Below are 20,939 nucleotides of genomic sequence, written 5' to 3'. Positions count from 1 at the left end.
TCTTCACCACTCTCCGAGCGGGTGCAGCGCGTGAACCGACAGCGTATGTACCGATGCTGCGCGCCCCACCTCGCGGTGTCGCTCACTGTGCTGTCCGCCGTGGCAGGCTGCGCCGCCAGCGACGCGGGCACGGTGGGCGCCGAGGCGGCCGGTGCGGCCACGACCACCGTGGCCGCACCGCCCACCAATGCGCTCCCACCGCACATGACCGATCTGCTCCCCGGGATGCCGCCGCCGCTCTCGCCGACCGACGTGTACGCGGCCAACCGCGAGTTGAGCCCGAGCGTGACCGACCACCGCCCGCTGGTCTACGTGCCCAACAGCCAATCGAATACGGTCTCGGTGATCGATCCGGACACCTTCCAGGTGATCGACACCTACCCCGCGGGCGGCTCGGAGCCGCAGCATGTCGTGCCGTCCTACGACCTGCAATCGCTCTACGTCACCAACGACTTGCCGCTGGGCGGGGGCAGTCTGTTGCCGATCGATCCCCGCACGGGCAAGCCGGGGGAGCCCTTTCCCGTGCGCGATCCGTACAACATGTACTACACGCCGGACGGTCAGTACGCCCTGGTAGTCGCGGAGGCGGACAAGTCGCTGGACTTCTACGACCCACATACCTGGCAGAAGATCCACGCTCTGCCGGTGCCCGACTGCGCAGGCGTCGATCACATGGACTTCACCGCCGACGGCCGGTTCGGCCTCGCGTCCTGCGAATTCATCGGCCGGATGCTGGCCTTCGACGTCGCCGAGCGCAAGGTCGTCAAGGTGGTCGACCTGCCCGGTGGCCGCTCGGGCAAGCCGCAGGATGTGAAGCTGTCGCCGGACGGGCGCACCTTCTTCGTCGCCGACATGGCCGCCGACGGCATCTACACCTTCGACGCGCACACCTTCGAGAACACCGGTTTCGTGCCGACCGGCAAGGGCACGCACGGGCTCTACGTCACCCGCGACTCCCAGCAGATGCTCATCACCAATCGGCACGAAGGCAGCATCTCGGTGTGGGATTTCGCGGCGAACGGGCTGGTGCACAAGTGGTTCGTGCCCGGAGGCGGCAGCCCCGACATGGGCAATATCTCCGCCGACGGGCGCATCTTCTGGGCGTCCGGCCGCCACCACAATGAGGTGTACGCCATCGACATCGTCAACTGGGATCTCTTGGCGCGCATCCCCGTCGGGAAGGGGCCGCACGGGCTCACCATCTGGCCCCAACCCGGACGCTATTCCACCGGGCATACCGGCGTCATGCGCTGATCGCGCCCAGTCGTCATCGGACAAGGCACAGCCAACACGGTCTGTGCGCAGGCTGGGTGGGCTTGCGATGCTTTTCCTGGGCTCGCGCCTGGTCAGGAGGAGACCGGGCGCAGGCCCAAACCGCTCTCGATGAAGCGGCGGACGGACGTCAGCCCGGCCTCCAGGGCCGGCTGGTAGCCCGGGCGCGCCCAGCCGGTGATGCTCGCGGTGCCGTCGCCTGCGGGCGTCACCCCGATCTCGGCCACCAGCTCGGCGGTGGTCGGTTCGCAGACGGCCCAGGAGAAGTGGGTCTCCTCGGCCCAGGCCGCGCTGCGCCGGGCCACGTAGTCCGGGTCGGTGACGCCGCCCTCGGTCAGCGCGGGGCGGTCATCGATGCGGTCGTCCGCGCGCAGAGCACGCAGATACCAAGCGCCCGCGTTGATCTCGATCGGTTCCATCAGTCCTCGCCCGCCTCGCCGCGCCGGCTGCCGAACAGCGCACCTGCGTAGCATTCCGCGCCACCGAACAGCCCTGCCGCGACATACGCGGACTTCCCCGGCATCGCGCTGGCGCGTTCGGTGCTGCCGAGGCGGACTTCGGGTAGATGCTTCATGTGGAGCAGGCTAGCCGTTGCGGGTCATGGCGTTCGTGTCGCGGGGACGGGCGGGGTTCGGCTCGCGTACGACATCGCCAACCGTGGTGCGTCTCGGCCGCCGCGTCGGCGCTGAGACCGAGATTCCGCAGCGATTCGCGGGGAGACGCCCGGTGGGCCGCTCGAGTGCGCCGGCCCGCATCTGATGCCGGTCCAGGGCCGGAGGTCGCCGCGGCAGGCGTGCGGTACAAGCGCCGCACCGGGCGAAGGCCGTTCGACGGACGGCGCCGCAGGGGACTGTCGTCCAGCACACAGTGGTGTGTCCCGCGGCGTGCGGTTACGCTCCGAAGAGGCCATGTCCTCGGTATACACACGGTGAGCTGGTGATTTCTGTTGTCGGCTCCGCAGGCGAGGGGCGGGTCGACCAGATGTCGACGGTGACTGGAGGTTCGCGATGAGGGAGGTGCGATTCGGGGGTTACCGGCTGGAGCGGCTGCTCGGCAAGGGCGGCATGGGGCAGGTGTGGCTGGCGTACGACACGGCGGCGGCGCGCTGGGTGGCGTTGAAGCTCTTGCCCGCCGAACTCGCCGCCACTGGGGGCTACCGCAAGCGATTCGAGCGCGAGGCCGCGGCCGTGGCACAGCTGCGCGACCCGCACGTCCCGCGGATCCACCGGTTCGGCGAAATCGACGGCCGGATCTACATCGACATGCAATTCGTCGACGGCGCCGATCTGGCGGGCAAACTCGTGGCCGCGGGGCGGATGACACCGGACGTGGCGGTCGGCATCGTCGGTCACGTCGCTGTCGCGCTCGACGCGGCGCACCGGGCGGGGCTGGTGCACCGCGACGTCAAACCCTCGAACATCGTCGTCCATCCCAGCGGCTTCACCTATCTGATCGACTTCGGCATCGCGCACGGGCTAGGCCAGACGGCCGTGACCACCACCGGGATGGCAATCGGCACGCTGGCGTATATGGCGCCGGAACGGTTCACCGGTGCGGTGGACGGTCGCGCGGACGTCTACTCGCTGGCCTGCGTGCTCTACGAATGCCTCACCGGTTCGCGCCTCTACGGCGACACCGATCCCGCGCAGCAGATGCACGCCCACCTGATGTCGGCGCCACCACGGGCCCGCTCGGTGTGCGCCGATGTTCCCGCTGCGCTGGATGCCGTCATTGCGCGTGGTCTGGCCAAGGATCCGGACGAACGATTCCCCACCGCAGGCGAATTCGCCGCCGCCGCACGCGCCGCGATCGGTGCCGCGGCCCCGCACGCGGCACCGCCACCCACGCCTTCCGGCGCTGGCCGTCCGGCAACGAAGCCCGATGGACCGGCGGCGCTCGTGCCACAGCGGGCGCCGACCGAGCACCTGCCCGAATCCGGGAACTCAGCCGGGGAGGCCGCAGAGAGCGGGCACTCGCAGGAACATGTTGCCGCCGCGCAGTCCGGCGCCGCCGACGGCTTGCCCGGGGCTCGCCCGCGGGCAAGCGGTTCGGAGGCGGCCGCGCGACCTGCGCCCACGCCCACAAAGGTCCTACCGGAGCCGGGGCCCACGCCGACCCTGGTGGCCACCGAACTCGACTGGTCTCTGCTCGCGCCCCGTCCCTATCCGGCTCCGGGGCCGGGTGTTTCGAATCCGGGTTCTGCTGTGCCGGGCTATCGCGGTACGCAACAGCCCCCAGCGGGTAATCGCTATCCCGTTGCCGGACAGCCGTACACCGTTGCCCGGCGGGGGTATCAGAATGCGTCCTACCCTGCTGCACCGGTCCGGCGCGGACACCAGGGCAGCGGTTGGCAGGCGCGGTTGCTGGCTCTTCAGGCGCGCGTACTGTCCCCGAGGCCGGGTCCGGCTGTGCCACCGCCCTATTCGCGGCCCGGCGCACCGGCGCGCAAGGTCTTCCCGTCGGTCGGACGTCCTGGTTATCCAGCGGTTCCGGCACGACGCCCGGTCACGCCGGTGCTCCGACGCCCCCCGCGACGGCGCCGGGGTTTGCTGTCGAAGTTGATCGGCGCGCTGGTCGTAATTTTCCTCGCGCCCTTCGCGTTCGCCGCAGGGTGCGTCGCCCTGATCGCGGCGGGGAGCAGATCGGGCGACTCGGGCACGCCCGCCCCGGCGCTGCCGCCTTCCGTGGCGGCTGTAGAGCACCCGGGACCGCCCCAGGACCAGCGGCTGCCCGACCCTGCCGCCGTCGCGCCGGTCGGCACCCCCGTCCGCGACGGCAAGTTCGAATTCGTCGTGACGAACGTGGACGCGGGCGTCTCCCGAATCGGATGGCAAACGGCCGCAGGCTCGTTCCTGACCGCCACACTGACCATCCGCAATATCTCCGACGAGGTGAAGTGGTTCCTACCGCTGGGGCAGCGCCTCGTCGACGCACAGGGCACTCCCTTCGACCACAACGCCACCGCCACCATGTGGCAGAACACGCAACAGCGCCTCGGCTACTCCTTCGAACTGCGCCCCGGCCGATCTGCCACCACCCAACTGGTCTTCGACCTCCCGCCGAACACCAGCCCCGACCATCTCGAACTCCACGACTTCGTGCTCTCCAACGGCACTCGCGTCAAGCTTTCTTGACTTCTTCGCCCGGTTCGGCCCGTAGCCCGGGGCGTCGTGCCCGCCAGGGAAACGCAGTTCGCGGTGATGCCCACTCCAGGGTGGAGAAGGGGTCCGGCGAGCACAAAATGGCTGCCCCACGGAGCGCGGGCGCTGTGTGAGCAGCGCCACGGTGTGCCGCGATCACCGCACTACGGCGGGGCGGTGGAGGAGCGGCCATCGAGGACAGGATGGCGGCCGCACGCACCGCGCGGGCGTTGTGTGACCAAGCGCGACACGTGCAGCGAGTACCGCTATACGGCGTGGATGGTGGTGGAGAGGGCGCTGAGGACGGCGTGGCGGCCGATATGGAGGGCGGCGGCCAGGAGCGTCGTATCGCGTGCGGCGCTGTCGATATCGGGGGACCCCGGCGGCGGGTGGATCTGCAGGACGGAATCGCCGAGAGCGGCCAGCGCCTTGTCCTCGATGTCCTGCTGACGCGGGCGTTCCAGCCACGCACGATAGGCGCCGGGGGCCACCGCACGCAGATAGCCGCCGCCCACGATCTGGTGCAGTCGTGAGGCGGGCGGGCGTCTCTCGTCGACGCGGCGGGTGCGCAGAACCAGGGCATGCGTGGCGCCCGCTTCGACGGCGGTGCGGATCGGCACCGTCTCGGCGAGACCGCCGTCGAAGTAGGCGGAGCCGCCCAAGCTGACCGGTGGCCCGGCCAGGATGGGCAGCCCCGCCGACGCTCGCAGCGCACGCATGAGGGTGCGCTTGTCGGTGATATGCGGATGCAGGTCGACCGCCCGACCGGTACGGGTATCGGTGGCGATCGGATGGAACGTCGTGGAGTTCGCCAGAATCGCGTCGAAATCCATCGGCTCGATGCTGTCGTACACCTCGTGGACGAGGTACCGCAGATCGAACGCGGGTCGCCCGCGCAGGAGGCGGGCCGGGTCGATGGCGCGGCCCATGATCACCGGGTCGGTCCACGTGCGCATCCCGGGGATCGCACGCCCGCACAGCAGCCAGGCGCCGTTGATCGCGCCCGCGGACGTCCCGTACACCGCGTCGAATACCCCGGCGAGCCCGAGTTCCTCCAGCGCGGACACCATTCCGCTGGAGTACACACCTCGGCTGCCACCGCCCTCGACGACGAGCACGAGCCGATGCCCGTCGGCACGGCTGGACGCGGCACGGCGCGCGCGGATCAGCTCCGCGACGGGGGAGACGCTTGGCGAGCTGGTCACCGCATCACGATACGACACCTCGGCGTGAACCTCAGGCCGGAGAAATGAACACACCCCGAACGAGCGGAGCGGGCGCGGACGTCGTTGTCCTGCGCCCGCTCCGAGACGGTCTTCGTCAGGTGTCTACTTGATCTCTGCGAGAACCGTGCCCTGCGTGATCGCCGCGCCCGTCTCGACGGACAGGCCGGTGACCACACCCGCCTTGTGGGCGTTGACCGGGTTTTCCATCTTCATGGCTTCCAGGACCACGATCAGATCGCCTGCCTCGACCGACTGGCCCTCCTCGACGGCGACCTTGACGACGGTGCCCTGCATCGGAGCGGTGACCGCGTCACCCGAGGCCGCGCCGCCGCCCGCGCCGCCACGCTTGCGGGGCTTGGGCTTCTTGCGGATCACACCGGCGCCGTTGCCCGCTGCCCCGCCGGCTCCGGCTCCGACGGTGAAGTTGCCGGGCAGCGACACCTCGACGCGGCGCCCGCCGACCTCCACGACGACCTTCCGCCGCGGCAGTTCCTCGTCCTCGTCGGCCGCAGCGCCCGCGCCGGCGAACGGCTCGACGGTGTTGACCCACTCGTTCTCGATCCACTTGGTGTAGACGTCGAACTTCTCGCCGTCACCCACGAATGCGGGGTCCTCGACGATCGCCCGGTGGAACGGGATGACCGTGGCCAGGCCGTCGACCTGGAATTCGGCCAGCGCGCGCCGCGCCCGCTCCAGTGCCTGGGTGCGGTTCTCGCCGGTGACGATCAGCTTGGCCAGCATCGAGTCGAACTGTCCGCCGATCACGCTGCCCTGCACCACACCGGAGTCCACGCGCACGCCGGGGCCGGCCGGCTCCTGGTAGACGATGACGGGGCCGGGGGCGGGCAGGAAGCCGCGGCCGGCGTCCTCGCCGTTGATGCGGAACTCGAAGGAGTGGCCGCGCGGGGCCGGGTCCGCGGTGATTTCCAGCTTCTCGCCGTTGGCGATCCGGAACTGCTGGCGCACGAGGTCGATACCCGAGGTCTCCTCGGTGACCGGGTGCTCGACCTGCAGACGAGTGTTCACCTCGAGGAAGGAGACGGTCTCGCCCTGCACCAGGTACTCCACGGTGCCCGCGCCGTAGTAGTGGGCTTCCTTGCAGATGGCCTTGGCCGAGGCGTGGATCTTCGCACGCACCTCGTCGGACAGGAACGGAGCCGGCGCCTCCTCGACGAGCTTCTGGAAGCGCCGCTGCAACGAGCAGTCGCGCGTGCCCGCGACCACGACGTTGCCGTGCTTGTCCGCGAGCACCTGAGCCTCGACGTGCCGGGCCTTGTCCAGGTACTGCTCCACGAAGCACTCGCCGCGGCCGAAGGCGGCGACCGCCTCGCGCACCGCCGAGTCGTACAGCTCGGGGATCTCCTCGACGGAGTGCGCGACCTTCATGCCGCGGCCACCGCCGCCGAACGCGGCCTTGATGGCTACCGGAACGCCGTACTTCTCGGCGAATTCGACGACCTCGTTCGCGTTCTTGACCGGATCCTTCGTGCCCGCGGCCATCGGCGCGTTCGCGCGCTCGGCGATGTGCCGGGCGGTGACCTTGTCGCCCAGGTCGCGGATCGATTGGGGCGAGGGGCCGATCCAGATCAGCCCGGCGTCGATGACCGCCTGGGCGAAGTCGGCGTTCTCGGACAGGAAGCCGTAGCCGGGGTGGATGGCGTCGGCGCCGGACTTGGCCGCGGCGTCGAGAATCTTGTCGAACACGAGGTACGACTCGGCCGAGGTCTGGCCGCCCAGGGCGAAGGCCTCGTCGGCGAGCTTCACGAACGGTGCATCGGCGTCCGGCTCGGCGTACACCGCGACGCTGCCGATACCGGCGTCCTTGGCCGCCCGGATCACACGCACGGCGATTTCGCCCCGGTTAGCTACGAGTACCTTCGTGATCCGCGCGCTGGCATGGCTGGGCACTGAGCCTCCTGTGTGCATTCTTTGGTCGCTTCGCGGGGATGGGGTTGCTGCGCAGGCTCCGCTCCCGTAGTCGACAAAACTTACGTCTCGGCGAGTGTAGGCAGTCTGCCAACAGACGCCGAACTCGGCTAGCCCTACTCCACAGTAGGTCGTGGATCACAACGTACGCGGCCTGTGGTCGGGACCGTACACGACTGCGCCTCGCTGGGGCTCGGCTCCGCCGTGCCCGAGTGCGCTGTGTTCTCGGTTCGCTGGCACCCGGCTCACAGCCCTACCTGCCGCGGGTGCGTCTCGAACCACCGCCAACGGGGACCTCGCCGGGTTCATCCCCCTTGGCGATCGGCATCCGCACCGAGTTGCCCCACTCGGTCCAGGAGCCGTCGTAGTTGCGCACGCGGTCGTAGCCGAGCAGATAGGTCAGCACGAACCAGGTGTGGCTGGACCGTACGCCGACCCGACTGTAGACGATCAGCTCGTCCTGGCCGGGCAGCGTCCGATAGATGTCGGCGAGTTCGGTGCGCGAGCGGAACCGCCCGTCGGAGGCGAGCGCCTCGGTCCACGGGATGTTCGACGCGGTGGGAATATGGCCACCGCGCAGCGCCGCGTCTTCCGGATCGTCCGGCTTGTGGCTGCGCGCGCCGGAGTACTCGTCGGGCAAGCGCACGTCGAGCAGCGGCTTGCCGAGGTGGGCGAGCACGTCCTCGCGGAAGGCGCGAGCGGTGCCGTCGTCACGGCGCACGGTCGGGTATTCGCAGGCCACGGTGTAGGCGGGCTCGAAGGTCGTGTCGCGTTCCTCCGAGATCCACGCCGCCCGTCCACCGTCGAGCAACCGCACGTCCTCGTGCCCGAACAGGGCGAATACCCACGCCGTGTGCGCCGCCTGCGCGTTGCCCCGATCCCCGTAGATCACCACGGTGTCGTCACGTTCTATTCCTTTGGCGCGCATTAGTTCGGTGAAGCGGGTTCCGTCGATATAGTCGCGCGTGACCGGATCGTTCAGATCGCTTCGCCAATCCAGTTTGGTGGCGCCCGGAACGTGCCCGATGTCGTAGAGCAGCGTGTCCTCGTTGGCCTCGATGATCTTGAGTCCCTTCGCGCCTATGTTTGCCGACAGCCACTCGGTGGTTACTAGTCGGTGAGAGTGTGCGTAGGAACCGAACGAGGGATGAGGATCCGGAGCAACGGGCACGGTATGGGTCCTTCGCACGTGGGTTAGGGCGGTCGGTGGCAGCGATCGGGAAGTTTCACAGCGATGGTAGGTGTGAGACGACAGTGACTCTCGTTTCAGATCACAAATCGGATGAGGGGCGAATAAGTGGCACCTGGATCCGATAAAGTCTCCCGGGAGGAGGGGTGAGCTATGTCCGATTCTTGGCCGCGGCGGCGACTGCTCGCGATCCTACGTGGCGCCAGTGAGCCTCTCGATGCCCAGGAACTGGCCAGGATCACCGGGCAGCACGTCACCACGGTCCGGTTCCATCTGGACGTGCTCACCAGGGAATCCCTCGTCCGGCAATTCCAGCAGCCGCCGCGAGGTCGCGGTCGTCCGCGCATCGGTTACAGCGCGGTGCAGCGATCGGTGGGCTACCAGGACTTGGCGCAGGTGCTCGCCGACCAGCTGGGGCCGGATCCGCGGCGCAGATCGGAGGCCGCCGTCGCGGCGGGCCGGGCATGGGGGACCAAGCTCGACATCGGTGAGCACCGGGTCGAATCGCTGGAGGACGCCAAGGACGTCACCATGACGCTGATGTCGGAACTCGGCTTCGCGCCCGAACGCGACCCGTCCTCGGAGAGCGGGGACAAGGTGCTGATCCGGTTGACGGCCTGTCCGCTGCGCGAACTCGCCCGGACGCACTCCGAGGTGGTGTGCGGAGTCCATCTGGGCCTGCTCGAAGAGGTACTCGGTCGGAGCGGCGCGCGCGGCGAGATCGACGTCCGGATACATCCGTTCGTCGAGCCGGAGTTGTGCGTGGCGCGGCTGGAACTCATCGCCGCGTCACACGACGAGACACACGAGGCGGCAACGGTGCCCCCTGGCGGTGACGCCGAGGCGTTGACCACCCCGTCAGGCCGTGTGGCCCCACAACTGCGTAACGCTGATCCCAACGTCGCCAAGCAGTCGGCGCAGCAGTGGTAGCCCGATTCCGATGACGCTGGACGGGTCGCCGTCGATGCGATCGACGAACCAGCCGCCGAGTCCGTCGAGAGTGAACGCACCCGCCACCTGAAGCGGCTCGCCGGTGGCGATGTAGGCGTCCAGCTCGTCCGGTTCCGGCTTGGCGAAATGCACGGTGGTGCTGCTGCAGTCGACCGCTTCGGCGGTGACCTGACCGTCCGCCAGCCGCATGACGCAGTGGCCGGTCACGAGGTCCGCGCTGCGTCCGGCCATGTCGCCCCAGCGGGCACGCGCGACCTCGGGGGTATGCGGTTTGCCCTGGAGCTCGCCGTCGACGAGCAGCATCGAATCACAGGCCACCACAACGCAGTCGGCGGCGAACTCCGGAATGCCTGCGGCTACGGCGGCCGCCTTGGCTCGCGCGAGCTCCACCACGACCACCTGAGGTGGCGTGCCCTCGGGCAGCGCAGCGGCCACCGCGTCCTCGTCCACTGCGGAGACTCGGACGATCGGGTCGATACCCGCCGAGCGGAGCACCTCCCGGCGGGCAGGCGACGCCGAAGCGAGAATCAGATGGGTCACCCGCGCAGGTGGGACAGCTGCGGGAAAGCGTACGGGGAGAACGGCGAACTGCCGCGGTGCATGAGCGTGGGACGGCCCCACATGTCCGGCGGCCCGGACGGACCCGCCGGCTCGCTGTCGCTCGCGATGGCGGACAGCACGCACACCAGCGCGGCGAGTTCCTCGTCGGTGGGTGAGCCCTTCACAACACGGAAGAACGGCTCCGCGGTGGCTTCGGCAAGCGGCGCGTCGGCGTCCGGGTCGGTGGCCGCACCGATCTCGTCCGCGATCGGGTCGACTGTGAGATCCAGTTCGACGGCGCTCAACACATCTTCTTCTGCCACGGTCGTCACAGTGCCAGGTCCTCTCTTTGCCTCGATCGGGATGATCACCTGATCAGGCTGTTCCCATTTTCCGGCTGTTTACGGATGAAGCAATCATCCTCGGATTCGCTCATTGCGTCTCAGCAACAAGCATGCGCGGCCTAACGAGGGTATCGCTCGATCACAGCGGAATGTTGCCGTGCTTCTTCGCCGGAAGGGTCACCATCTTGCGTTCGAGCAGTCGCAGCGCGGACACGATCTGGCCGCGCGTGTGCGACGGCGGGATGACCGCGTCCACGTATCCGCGCTCGGCGGCGACGTACGGGTTCACGAGCGTGTCCTCGTACTCGTTCTGCAGCTCGAGCCGCAGGGCGTCGACGTCTGCGCCCTCCTTGGCGGCTTGCTGCAGTTGCTTGCGGTAGACGAATCCGACGGCGCCGGAAGCGCCCATGACGGCGATCTGCGCGGTCGGCCAGGCGAGGTTCACGTCGGCGCCCATGTGCTTGGAACCCATGACGTCATAGGCGCCGCCGTAGGCCTTGCGCGTGATGATCGTGATTTTGCCCACAGTGGCCTCGCCGTAGGCGTAGAGGAGCTTCGCGCCGCGCCGGATGATGCCGTTGTACTCCTGTCCGGTGCCGGGCAGGAAGCCGGGAACGTCGACCAGGGTGATGATCGGGATGTTGAACGCGTCGCAGGTGCGCACGAACCGCGCGGCCTTCTCCGACGCGTCGATGTCCAGGCAGCCGGCGAACTGGGTGGGCTGGTTGGCCACGATGCCGACGCTGCGGCCGTCTACCCGGCCGAAGCCGACGATGACGTTCATCGCGCGCTCGGCCTGCACCTCGAGGAACTCGTCGTCATCGAGCAGGCGACGGATCACCTCGTGCATGTCGTAGGGCTGGTTCGGCGAGTCCGGGATGATCGTGTCCAGCTCGAGGTCCTCGTCGGTGAGCGAGTCCTCGATCGCGCCGGGGATCGGATCGGTGGCCGGGAACCGCGGCGCCTCGGCGCGGTTGTTGCTCGGCAGGTAGGACAGCAGGTCCTTCACGTAGTCCAGCGCGTCCTGCTCGCCGGAGGCGACGTAGTGCGCCACACCGGACTTCACCATGTGCGTGTGCGCGCCGCCCAGGTCCTCCATGGTGACGTCCTCGCCGGTGACCGTCTTGATGACGTCCGGGCCGGTGACGAACATCTGGCTGGTGCCGTCGACCATCACCACGAAGTCGGTCAGCGCCGGGGAGTACACGTGACCGCCCGCGGCCGGGCCCATGATCAACGAGATCTGCGGGATCACGCCGGAAGCCTGGATGTTGCGGTGGAAGATCTCGCCGTAGAGGCCCAGCGAGACGACGCCCTCCTGAATGCGCGCGCCCGCGCCCTCGTTGATGCCGATCAGTGGGCGGCCGGTCTTCAGGGCCAGGTCCATCACCTTGACGATCTTCTCGCCGTAGACCTCGCCGAGACTGCCGCCGAACACCGTGACGTCCTGGCTGAAGATGCAGACGTCACGACCGTCGATGGTGCCGTAGCCGGTCACCACGCCGTCGCCGAGCGGACGGTTGTGCTCCAGGCTGAAGTTGACGCTGCGATGGCGGGCCAGCGCGTCGAGTTCGACGAAGGAACCCTCGTCCAGCAGGGCGAGGATGCGCTCGCGGGCGGTCATCTTGCCCTTCGCGTGCACCTTGTCGACTGCGGCCTCACCCATCGGGTGCTGTGTCTCTTCCAGCCGATTCCGCAGGTCAGCCAGCTTCCCGGCGGTGGTGTGGATATCGGGGGAACCCGCCGGGCCTGCGGCGGGCTGCTGCTGGACACTCGTCATGGCTTCGGAGTGTAACCAGTGCCAGTGCTTCTCTCTAACCCAGTCCGCGCTACCGACGAGTAAAAACCGCAGCTAGATCATACTTCCGCGACAAAATTCCTGGTCGGTCGCCGGGTCGGGAAGGCGGAAAATGAGTATCGCCCGCCGGGGGTGTCCGGATAGCCTGGGGGCGACCGATTTTCGAGCTCAGGGGAGGAGCCCGGCATGTGGGAATGGAGCAAAACGGTCGCCGAATACGCCGCCGCCGCGGCGTGGACGCACACGCAGGCCGTCGAGGCCGAGCCGAAGTACGGAGAGCCCGAGACCTGGTCCGAGACCGCCGTCGAGGCGCCGTCCGCGGAAGGTGATGGGGTACGCACGGCGGCACGCGACCCGATCCTCGGCGAGTACGACCTGGTCGGATAGCGCCTCGCCCGGCGGGTAGCCTGCCGGTATGCAGAGGCCACCGTTGGATGCGGAGCAATTACGGCGCAACGTCATCGAGTCGCCCGAGCTGTCGTTCTTCTCGCAGATCGACGTGGTGGAGTCGACCGGGTCCACGAACACGGACCTGATCGGGCGCGCGGCCCAGCCGGGCGCCGACCACGCGGTTCTCCTGGCGGAGGCCCAGGAGCAGGGGCGCGGCCGGCACGCCAGGGCCTGGGTCAGCCCGGCCCGGGCGCAGATCTCGATGTCACTGCTGGTGCGGTTGCGCGGAATCGACCCGGCCACGCTCGGCTGGCTGTCCCTGCTGACCGGCGTGGCCGTGGTCGACGCGTTGCGGGCGACCGCGGGCGTGGCCGCCGAGCTCAAGTGGCCCAACGACGTGCTCATCGATGGACGCAAGGTCGCGGGCATCCTCGCTGAGGTCGCGTCGGGCGCCGGCGCGCCGGCGGTGGTGGTCGGCGTCGGGCTCAACGTGAGCCTCACCGAGGCGGAACTGCCGGTGCCGCACGCCACCTCGCTCGTTCTCGCCGGGGCGAAGGAGACCGACCGCACGGTGCTCGTGTGCTCGCTGCTGACCGAGTTCGCGCGTCGTTTCACCGCTTGGCGCGACGGCGACTGGGCGATCGGCGAGCTGGCCGCCGCCTACCGCGAGCGGTGCGCCACCATCGGCGTGCAAGTCCGCGCCGAGCTACCCGGCGGCCGGACGCTGACCGGCATCGCCGAGGACATCGACGACGCGGGCCGCTTGCTCATCGCCGGTGCGGCGGTGTCCGCCGCCGACGTCACACATCTACGCGCGCAGCCGTGACCGGCGACGAAACGGCAAGCGGCACAAGGCGACCGGTGATCAGGCCTGCTGCGGGACGGCGCGCGCGGCCTCGCGGGCGAGCGCGCGTTCGCGCTGCTCCTCGAACTTGATCACCTTCTTGCCGAGCTTGTCCACGAACAAGCCCAGCTCGTCGCGCGCCTGCTCGCCGCGCGGCCCGAAATCCGAGCGCTCGAAGACGTTCCACTGCTTGAGCACCGGCTGGATGACTTCCTCGAGGTGCTGGCGCAGGTCGTAGATGCCGTGCTTGGCCATCAGCACGCCATAGCGGCGGAAGTTGGGCATCCCGGCGCCGGGCATCAGGAAGTTCGTCACGATCCGGGTGATCGCGGGCATCGCCTGGTCGGGCACCAGGTCGAGCGCAGCACCGCAGAGGGTGCGATAGAAGATCATGTGCAGGTTCTCGTCCGCGGCGATGCGTTGCAGCATGCGATCCGCCACGGCGTCGTTACACGCCTTGCCCGTATTGCGATGCGACACACGGGTCGCCAGCTCCTGGAAGGTGACGTAGGCGACGCTCGTCAGGAATCCGCCCCAGCCCTCCGGCGACTGAACGCCGTTGGCCATGTGGATCATCCTGGCTTCTTCCAGGGCGACCGGATCGACGCCGCGGGTGACGACCAGGTAGTCGCGTATGACGATGCCGTGCCGATTCTCCTCCGCGGTCCAGCGGTCGACCCAGGTGCCCCACGGGCCGTCCTCGGAGAAGTTCTGCGCGATCTCCCGGTGGTAGGAGGGCAGATTGTCCTCGGTGAGCAGATTCGTGATCATGGCGACCCTGGCCACTTCGCTCAGTTTCGACTGCTCCGGAGCCCAGTCCACGCCGCCCAGCGCGGCGAAATTGCGGCCGTGCGTCCACGGCACGTAGTCGTGCGGATTCCAGTCTTTCGCCATGGACAGGTGCCGATCGAGATTCTGTTCGGCCACGGGTTCGAGTTCGGTCAGGATTTCCAGCGATGTCAGGTCCTTGGTCACGCGTTCCTCCACGGTCGGAATTCGGCTATGTGGGCAACCGGGCGTTGTGCGGTGCACTTCGGGCGGGGGCGGAGCCAGGTCGAGCGGGAAGCAACTGCGTGGAGGAATCGTCACACGCAGGCTGACGATTGTGCAGCATGACGCGCTGCGGCGTGCGTCTTTCGGTATCCGCACCCGGTAGGGTGCGTGGCATGGGTTATCCGGAGGATGTCCTGGCGCCCGACGAACAGTTGCTGCTCCATCGTCATCCGCATTGGAAGATGCTCTTCTGGCCGATCGTGACACTGATCGTCGCGACCGCGCTGGCCGGTTTCGCGGGGGGACTCATCTCGCGCAGGGCCGAGGGGACCGCGCGCTTCGCATTGCTGATCACGGTGCTCGCGGTGTACCTGGTGATTCTCCTATGGCGTTGTGTCGCACCGATAGTCAGTTGGAAGTCGACGCATTTCATCGTCACCGACCGCAGGGTGCTGGTGCGCCAAGGTGTGATCACCCACAGCGGCATCGACATCCCGATGAGCCGGATCTCCAGTGTTCAGTTCCGGCACGGCCTGTTCGACCGACTGCTCGGCACCGGGACGCTGGTCATCGAGTCGTCCTCCTCGGAGCCACTGGAGTACGACGACATCCCGTCCGTGCAGCAGGTGCATTCGCTGCTGTATCACCAGGTGTTCGAGGTCGAACGCCAGCGCAACGGGCACGACGACCGCTGGGACGACCGCCGCAGCTACCGGTGAGGCCGTAACCTGGGCGTATGACCGCCGTACTGCTGGCCGAGGACGACGAGGCCATCGCCGCTCCGCTGTCGCGCGCCCTCGGCCGCGAGGGCTATTCGGTGACCGTCGAGAGTTTCGGTCCCGCCGTGCTGCAGCGTGCGCTGGAGGGCGGCCACGATCTGCTCATCCTCGACCTCGGTCTGCCCGGCATGGACGGGCTGGAGGTTTGCCGTCAGGTGCGCGCCCGCGGCGCGGATCTGGCTGTGCTGATGCTCACCGCGCGCACCGACGAGGTGGACTTCGTGGTCGGGTTGGACGCGGGCGCCGACGACTACGTCGGCAAGCCGTTCCGGCTCGCCGAACTGCTGGCCCGAGTGCGAGCGTTGTTGCGGCGCAGCGGAATCGGCGACGACAGTGTCGAGGTCGGTGGCATCCGTATGGAGCCGGCGGCCCGGCGGGTGCTGGTCAACGGGGTCGAAATCGGTTTGGCCAATAAGGAATACGAGTTGCTCAAGGTGCTGATCGACCGGGCGGGCCAGGTGGTGGCGCGGGAGACCATCCTGCGCGAGGTGTGGGGCGACGCCGAGCTACGGGGTTCCAAGACCTTGGACATGCACATGTCCTGGCTGCGCCGGAAGATCGGCGACGAGGGGCCGATGGCCGAACGGCGCATCGTCACCGTCCGCGGTGTCGGGTTCCGGCTGAACACCGACTGACATGCGCCGCCGGATTCTGCGTTCGATGCTCACCGTGCTGACGCTGACCACGGTGGTGCTCGGTGTGCCGCTGATCTACACGGCGTGGCTGTGGGTGGAGGACATCACCCGCAACGATCTGCAGAACCGGCTGGACCGGATCGCCGCGGAGATCATCGCGCAGGAGCACGGCGATGGGATGGTGCTCGGCGAGCTGGACACCCGGTCGGTGGCGCCGCTGGTGCCCGAGAACAGCAGACTGACCATCGTCTATCCCGCGCCCGCGGACAACGCCTCCCACCGCGACCTCGGCGTGGCCGAGGTGCCCGACCCGCTGGTCGAGTCGCTGTCGATGGGCACGTCCGGGTCACTGCGCCTGGAGGTGCCCTCGGCGCCGATGCACGCCATGCAGCGCCAGGCGGTCGCGGTGGTGGCGCTCGCGGTGCTCGCCTCGCTCGGCGCGGCCGTGTCGGTGGCGGTGGTCACCGCGCGCCGGGTGGCCGATCCGCTGCGCGACGTCGCGGCGCGCGCCGCGCGGCTGGCGATGGGCGACTTCCGGCCCGATCCGCGCAGGCACGGCATCGCCGAACTGGATCGCGTCTCCGACGTGCTCGACTCCGCGACCGTGGAGATCGCCGGACGACTGCAGCGCGAGCATGCCCTGGTCGCCGACGTCTCGCATCAGTTGCGCAGCAGGCTGACCGCCGTGCGGCTGCGTCTGGACGAGCTGTCCGCGCATGCCGATCCGGAGGTGGTGCACGAGGCCGAGGAAGCGATGGCCCAGGTGGACCGGCTCACCGAAGCGATCGACGACCTGGTGCGCGCATCCCGCGACGAGGACGCAGCCGATCGCGATCCGGTGCCGGTGATGCACGAACTGCGCGGCGTGGTCGCCGAATGGACCCACCCGTTCTCCGAGGCGGGCCGGACCCTGACGTTGACCGGCGACGAGTCGCTGTGCGCGCCGATCACGGGTTCGCGGTTGCGCGAGGCGGTGGCGGTGCTCGTGGACAACGCGCTCATGCACGGCGGCGGGACCTGCACGGTGTCGGTGCGTTCGGTGCGGCCGGGGGCCGACCGCGAGCCGCTGGCGTGTGTCGAGGTCGCCGACGAGGGCCATGGGGTGCGTGACGAGTTGGCGCCACACATCTTCGACCGGGGCTTCTCCGCGGGCGGTTCGACCGGTGTGGGGCTCGCGCTGGCGCGGGCGCTGGTCGAGGCCGACGGCGGGCGGTTGGAGTTGCAGCGGCGCAGGCCCGCGCTGTTCGCTGTGTTCCTCGGCTCGTCGAAGGTTCGTCCGCCCAACTCGGTGGTGCCCGAGCCGCGGTGACTCAGCTGCGGCCGAGTTCCTCTTCCACGAGATCCACGAATTCCGCTTCGAGTTCGCTCATTTCATCGGGGAAGACCCAGCGGCGCATCGCCCAGAACCGGAACGCCATCTGCAGCAGGTTGCCGATGACGAAGGCGCTGATGAAGTCGGCGATGTTCTCCACGGTGAAGCTCACGTTGGGCTGCCGCAGGTCGAAGATGTAGCTGGAAATCCACAGCGGGGTGAACGCGAGGACGACGCCGACACCGCTGACGCCGAAGAACAGCAGCGCTTCGTGATGACGCTCGCGTCCGCCCCGATTCTTGAACGACCATTCCCGGTTGAGTATGTAGGACGCGATCACGGCGATGACGCCGGAGATGATCTTGGCGGTCACCGGCTTCTCCGCCAGCACCGTCCACTTCAGCGCGTAGAAGATGCCACTGTCGATGACGAACGTGGTCGCGCCGACGATCGCGAACTTGATCAGTTCCCGATGCCGGTACGCGATATCTTGCAGCGGCTTGGGCAGGACGCTGACCACGTCGTCGACGAATGACACAAGACCGGAGTGTACCGGTCCCGATCATTTGCGCCGGACATGACAATATGGTCCGACGTGAGCGCACGATCCTTCGATCCATCGGCCATGCCCACCGTCACCATGATCGGTGGTGGCCAACTCGCGCGCATGACCCACCAGGCGGCGATCGCGCTCGGCCAGCGGCTGCGCGTGCTCGCCGAGAACCCTGAGGACCCGGCCGCGCAGGTGAGCCCGGAGGTGGTGATCGGCAGTCACACCGATCTGAGCGCGCTGCGCAAGGCCGCGGTCGGCTCACACGCGCTGACCTTCGACCACGAGCACGTACCGACCGACCACCTGGAGGCGCTGGTCGCCGAGGGCGTCAACGTGCAGCCGCCGCCGCGGGCGCTGGTCTACGCGCAGGACAAGCTGGCCATGCGCACCAGGCTGAGCGAGCTCGGGCTGCCCGTGCCCGCGTTCACGCCGGTGACCTCGGTGGCCGACGCGGTGCGGTTCGGTGCGGAACACGACTGGCGGATCGTGCTGAAGGCAGTGCGCGGCGGCTACGACGGGCGCGGTGTGTGGATGCCCGATTCCGCCGCGGCGGCGGAGGCGATCGTCAGCGATCAGCTCGCCCATGGCGTTCAGCTGCTCGCGGAGGCCAAGATCGACCTGAAACGCGAGCTGTCGGCGATGGTGGCGCGTTCGCCGTTCGGGCAGGCGGCGACCTGGCCGGTGGTGGAGACCGTGCAGCGCAATGGACAGTGCGCGGTGGTGATCGCGCCCGCGCCCGGTCTGCCGGAGGATACGGCCGCCGCCGCGGAGACCATGGCGCTGAATCTCGCCAAGGAACTCGGCGTCGTCGGCGTGATGGCGGTGGAGCTGTTCGAGACCACCGACGGCGAACTGCTGGTGAACGAGCTGGCCATGCGGCCGCACAATTCCGGGCACTGGGGGATGGACGGCGCCCGCACCGGCCAGTTCGAGCAGCATCTGCGTGCCGTGCTGGACTACCCGCTCGGCGACACCGCTCCGCTGGCGCCGGTCACGGTGATGGCCAATATCCTCGGCGCGCCGCAGGCCCCGGCCATGTCGATGGACGAGCGGCTGCACCACCTGTTCGCCAGGATGCCCGATGCGAAGGTGCATCTGTACGGCAAGGGCGAGCGCCCCGACCGCAAGATCGGGCACGTCAACATTCTCGGCGACGATGTGGCCGAGGTTCGCGAGAAGGCCGAGCGCGCGGCGCACTGGATGTCGCACGCGGTTTGGACCGACGGATGGGATCCGCATGAGTGAAGCAGAGGGCGTGACCCCGCTGGTCGGCCTGATCATGGGCAGCGACTCCGACTGGCCGACCATGGAGGCCGCAGCGGAAGCCTTGGCGGAGTTCGGGATTCGCTTCGAGGTGGGCGTCGTCTCGGCGCACCGCACCCCGCAGCGCATGCTCGACTACGCGCGCGACGCCGCAGGCCGCGGGCTGAAGGTCATCATCGCGGGCGCGGGCGGCGCGGCCCACCTGCCCGGCATGGTCGCCTCGGCCACCCCGCTGCCCGTGATCGGTGTGCCGGTTCCGCTCAAATACCTCGACGGCATGGACTCGCTGCTGTCCATCGTCCAGATGCCCGCCGGCGTCCCCGTCGCCACCGTCTCCATCGGCGGCGCCCGCAACGCGGGGTTGCTGGCCGCCCGCATCCTCGCCGCCCACGACCCGGCCCTGCGCACCCGTATGGAACAGTTCCAGGCCGGACTGGAACAGATGGTTCTGGAGAAGGACGACGCCCTTCGCGCCAAGCTGTTGGGCTGATCCGTTCCCGAGCGCGATATGCCGGAGACCCCTTTGCGAGGGGGCTTCATCAATGACGTGGTCCGTATCGGCGACACCGTGCGCCGCCGCCCCAGTGCGCGGGCCGAGTTCGTGCACGAACTCCTCGGCCGGTTCGAGCAGTCCAGTTGGACCGGCGCGCCTCGTTTCGTCGGCATGGACGAGCAAGGGCGTGAGATTCTCACATACCTCGACGGATATGTGGCATTCGACCAGGAACGCTCCGCGCCGATCGCCTCCCGGGCTGCCTTGGCCCGGATAGCGGAACTGATCCGCGCGTTCCACGACGTGACCGCGGGAACCGATCTCGCGGCGGACGCCGAAGTCGTCTGCCACAACGACCTCTCACCGAAGAACACCGTCTATCGAGACCTCGGCGACGGCATGCAGCCCGTGGCTTTTCTCGATTGGGACCTCGCTGCCCCGGGCCGCCGGATTCACGATCTCGCGCACGCATGCTGGCAATACCTCTATCTCGGTCCCGGTATCACCGATGCCGCGACGGCCGCCGAGCCGCTGCGGCTGATGTGCGACGCCTACGGAACCACCGAACGCTCCGAACTCCTCGACACGATCCTCTGGTGGCAGGACCGGTGCCAGCGCGGAATCGAAATCGCCGCCGCCGCAGGCGAACCCGCAATGGTCCGGCTGCGCTCAGATGGAGTGCCCGCGCGCATCCGCGCTGCGCACCGGTGGGTCACTGAGCACCGCACCGAGCTGGGAGCCGCGCTTAGCTGAAGGCCATGGTCAGATGCCGAGATCCTGACCGAGCCTCGCCATCTCGTCTATTGCGGCACGGCTCTTCGCTTCGGTTCGCTGCTGATATGGCTTCAGATCGTCGTAACGGATCCGGCGATGTCTCCCCACCAGGCGGAACGGTATCTCGCCTGCCTCCAGCAACGACACCACGTAGGGCCGGGAGACGTTCAGCACGTCTGCTGCCTGCTGGGTGGTGAGTTCGGCGTGCGAGGGCAGCACTGTGATACCACGCCCCTCCGCGGCCTGCGCCAGGATGAAGACCAGCAGGTTCACCGCCTCGCGCGGCAGGACGACAGCGTCGTCGCCCGCCTGTTCGGTATACATCCGGATGTTCTGCTCGGCCGGGTGCCGCACGAGGTAGTCCTTGATTCTGTGCATCGCCGGGCCCGCGATATGGGCATCGATCGCACCCTGCTCGGCATGCATCGCGGCTCGAGTGTTCCCCATTAGGGCCACCTCCTAACCGCAGTATACGAATTAATCGAAATTATCGAAACGGTTCCCTGCGGGGAACTGA

Annotated in this window: 22 protein-coding genes; 11 read left to right on the top strand and 11 right to left on the bottom strand. The window is 68.4% G+C overall.

Features of this window, described 5'->3' with window-relative positions; genetic code table 11:
* Positions 1 to 30: 30 nt before the first annotated feature.
* Positions 31 to 1,254 carry a YncE family protein gene (locus tag OHA40_RS10265; protein WP_330232820.1) on the top strand — a complete coding sequence of 408 codons (1,224 nt, stop codon included), beginning with the start codon at positions 31 to 33 and terminating at the stop codon, positions 1,252 to 1,254.
* A gap of 92 nt (positions 1,255 to 1,346) precedes the next feature.
* Here the strand turns inward: OHA40_RS10265 and OHA40_RS10260 are convergent, their stop codons facing one another.
* Both OHA40_RS10260 and OHA40_RS10255 read right to left on the bottom strand, forming a co-directional pair.
* Positions 1,347 to 1,691 carry a hypothetical protein gene (locus OHA40_RS10260; RefSeq protein WP_330232819.1) on the bottom strand — a complete coding sequence of 115 codons (345 nt, stop codon included), beginning with the start codon at positions 1,689 to 1,691 and terminating at the stop codon, positions 1,347 to 1,349.
* Positions 1,691 to 1,846 (bottom strand): hypothetical protein, encoded by a 156-nt coding sequence (locus OHA40_RS10255; RefSeq protein WP_330232818.1) that lies wholly within the window; start codon positions 1,844 to 1,846, stop codon positions 1,691 to 1,693. The genes OHA40_RS10260 and OHA40_RS10255 overlap by 1 nt, the downstream gene beginning before the upstream one ends.
* A 433-nt stretch (positions 1,847 to 2,279) precedes the next feature.
* Between OHA40_RS10255 and OHA40_RS10250 the strand changes: the two genes are divergently transcribed.
* Entirely contained in the window at positions 2,280 to 4,406 is a 2,127-nt protein-coding gene (locus OHA40_RS10250; RefSeq protein WP_330232817.1) for a serine/threonine-protein kinase, read from the top strand.
* 272 nt (positions 4,407 to 4,678) lie between these two features.
* Here the strand turns inward: OHA40_RS10250 and OHA40_RS10245 are convergent, their stop codons facing one another.
* The 3 genes from OHA40_RS10245 to OHA40_RS10235 all read right to left on the bottom strand — a co-directional run bounded on the left by OHA40_RS10245 (position 4,679) and on the right by OHA40_RS10235 (position 8,735).
* Positions 4,679 to 5,617: a patatin-like phospholipase family protein gene (locus OHA40_RS10245; protein ID WP_330232816.1), complete on the bottom strand. Its 939-nt coding sequence runs from the start codon at positions 5,615 to 5,617 to the stop codon at positions 4,679 to 4,681.
* A gap of 123 nt (positions 5,618 to 5,740) precedes the next feature.
* Positions 5,741 to 7,546: an acetyl/propionyl/methylcrotonyl-CoA carboxylase subunit alpha gene (locus OHA40_RS10240; RefSeq protein ID WP_330232815.1), complete on the bottom strand. Its 1,806-nt coding sequence runs from the start codon at positions 7,544 to 7,546 to the stop codon at positions 5,741 to 5,743.
* A gap of 271 nt (positions 7,547 to 7,817) precedes the next feature.
* Complete coding sequence (locus tag OHA40_RS10235; RefSeq protein WP_330232814.1) at positions 7,818 to 8,735, bottom strand: sulfurtransferase; 918 nt, start codon at positions 8,733 to 8,735, stop codon at positions 7,818 to 7,820.
* 171 nt (positions 8,736 to 8,906) lie between these two features.
* Between OHA40_RS10235 and OHA40_RS10230 the strand changes: the two genes are divergently transcribed.
* On the top strand, positions 8,907 to 9,683 hold the full coding sequence (locus OHA40_RS10230; protein ID WP_330232813.1) for a helix-turn-helix transcriptional regulator: 777 nt from the start codon (positions 8,907 to 8,909) through the stop codon (positions 9,681 to 9,683).
* Here OHA40_RS10230 and OHA40_RS10225 read toward each other — a convergent pair.
* From OHA40_RS10225 to OHA40_RS10215, 3 genes are all read right to left on the bottom strand, one after another.
* A complete protein-coding gene (locus tag OHA40_RS10225; protein ID WP_330232812.1) occupies positions 9,612 to 10,244 on the bottom strand; it encodes a nucleoside triphosphate pyrophosphatase in 633 nt (210 codons plus the stop codon). The genes OHA40_RS10230 and OHA40_RS10225 overlap by 72 nt on opposite strands.
* Positions 10,241 to 10,567: an acyl-CoA carboxylase subunit epsilon gene (locus OHA40_RS10220; RefSeq protein WP_442943974.1), complete on the bottom strand. Its 327-nt coding sequence runs from the start codon at positions 10,565 to 10,567 to the stop codon at positions 10,241 to 10,243. The genes OHA40_RS10225 and OHA40_RS10220 overlap by 4 nt, the downstream gene beginning before the upstream one ends.
* 160 nt (positions 10,568 to 10,727) lie before the next feature.
* Positions 10,728 to 12,368 (bottom strand): acyl-CoA carboxylase subunit beta, encoded by a 1,641-nt coding sequence (locus tag OHA40_RS10215; RefSeq protein ID WP_330232810.1) that lies wholly within the window; start codon positions 12,366 to 12,368, stop codon positions 10,728 to 10,730.
* Positions 12,369 to 12,572: 204 nt separating this feature from the next.
* On the opposite strand from OHA40_RS10215, the gene OHA40_RS10210 reads away from it, so the two are divergent.
* Together OHA40_RS10210 and OHA40_RS10205 are read left to right on the top strand one after the other, a co-directional pair.
* On the top strand, positions 12,573 to 12,773 hold the full coding sequence (locus tag OHA40_RS10210; protein WP_330232809.1) for a hypothetical protein: 201 nt from the start codon (positions 12,573 to 12,575) through the stop codon (positions 12,771 to 12,773).
* Between the two features lie 28 nt (positions 12,774 to 12,801).
* On the top strand, positions 12,802 to 13,602 hold the full coding sequence (locus tag OHA40_RS10205; RefSeq protein WP_330232808.1) for a biotin--[acetyl-CoA-carboxylase] ligase: 801 nt from the start codon (positions 12,802 to 12,804) through the stop codon (positions 13,600 to 13,602).
* Positions 13,603 to 13,641: 39 nt separating this feature from the next.
* Here OHA40_RS10205 and OHA40_RS10200 read toward each other — a convergent pair whose 3' ends face one another.
* Positions 13,642 to 14,595, bottom strand: coding sequence for an acyl-ACP desaturase (locus OHA40_RS10200; RefSeq protein WP_330232807.1), 954 nt, complete (start codon positions 14,593 to 14,595; stop codon positions 13,642 to 13,644).
* Between the two features lie 191 nt (positions 14,596 to 14,786).
* Between OHA40_RS10200 and OHA40_RS10195 the strand changes: the two genes are divergently transcribed.
* The 3 genes from OHA40_RS10195 to OHA40_RS10185 are packed head-to-tail and all read left to right on the top strand — an operon-like array spanning position 14,787 to position 17,336.
* On the top strand, positions 14,787 to 15,332 hold the full coding sequence (locus tag OHA40_RS10195) for a PH domain-containing protein (protein ID WP_330232806.1): 546 nt from the start codon (positions 14,787 to 14,789) through the stop codon (positions 15,330 to 15,332).
* A 17-nt stretch (positions 15,333 to 15,349) separates the two neighbouring features.
* Positions 15,350 to 16,027, top strand: a complete 678-nt coding sequence (locus OHA40_RS10190) for a response regulator transcription factor (protein ID WP_330232805.1) — start codon at positions 15,350 to 15,352, stop codon at positions 16,025 to 16,027.
* A gap of 1 nt (position 16,028) precedes the next feature.
* Positions 16,029 to 17,336: a sensor histidine kinase gene (locus OHA40_RS10185; RefSeq protein WP_330232804.1), complete on the top strand. Its 1,308-nt coding sequence runs from the start codon at positions 16,029 to 16,031 to the stop codon at positions 17,334 to 17,336.
* Position 17,337: 1 nt separating this feature from the next.
* Here OHA40_RS10185 and OHA40_RS10180 read toward each other — a convergent pair whose 3' ends face one another.
* Positions 17,338 to 17,877: a GtrA family protein gene (locus OHA40_RS10180; protein ID WP_442943973.1), complete on the bottom strand. Its 540-nt coding sequence runs from the start codon at positions 17,875 to 17,877 to the stop codon at positions 17,338 to 17,340.
* 39 nt (positions 17,878 to 17,916) lie between these two features.
* Between OHA40_RS10180 and OHA40_RS10175 the strand changes: the two genes are divergently transcribed.
* The 3 genes from OHA40_RS10175 to OHA40_RS10165 are packed head-to-tail and all read left to right on the top strand — an operon-like array spanning position 17,917 to position 20,401.
* The gene (locus OHA40_RS10175) at positions 17,917 to 19,137 is read left to right on the top strand and encodes a 5-(carboxyamino)imidazole ribonucleotide synthase (protein WP_442943972.1); all 1,221 of its coding nucleotides are present in this window, start codon (positions 17,917 to 17,919) and stop codon (positions 19,135 to 19,137) included.
* On the top strand, positions 19,130 to 19,645 hold the full coding sequence (purE, locus tag OHA40_RS10170; protein WP_330232803.1) for a 5-(carboxyamino)imidazole ribonucleotide mutase: 516 nt from the start codon (positions 19,130 to 19,132) through the stop codon (positions 19,643 to 19,645). The genes OHA40_RS10175 and purE overlap by 8 nt, the downstream gene beginning before the upstream one ends.
* Before the next feature lie 18 nt (positions 19,646 to 19,663).
* Positions 19,664 to 20,401 (top strand): phosphotransferase, encoded by a 738-nt coding sequence (locus OHA40_RS10165; RefSeq protein WP_330232802.1) that lies wholly within the window; start codon positions 19,664 to 19,666, stop codon positions 20,399 to 20,401.
* Between the two features lie 9 nt (positions 20,402 to 20,410).
* Here the strand turns inward: OHA40_RS10165 and OHA40_RS10160 are convergent, their stop codons facing one another.
* Positions 20,411 to 20,869, bottom strand: a complete 459-nt coding sequence (locus OHA40_RS10160; RefSeq protein WP_330232801.1) for a helix-turn-helix domain-containing protein — start codon at positions 20,867 to 20,869, stop codon at positions 20,411 to 20,413.
* Positions 20,870 to 20,939: the final 70 nt, after the last annotated feature.

It is taken from the genome of Nocardia sp. NBC_00508, from assembly GCF_036346875.1.
Classification (GTDB): Bacteria; Actinomycetota; Actinomycetes; order Mycobacteriales; family Mycobacteriaceae; genus Nocardia.
This window is presented reverse-complemented; position numbering and strand designations above follow the sequence as displayed.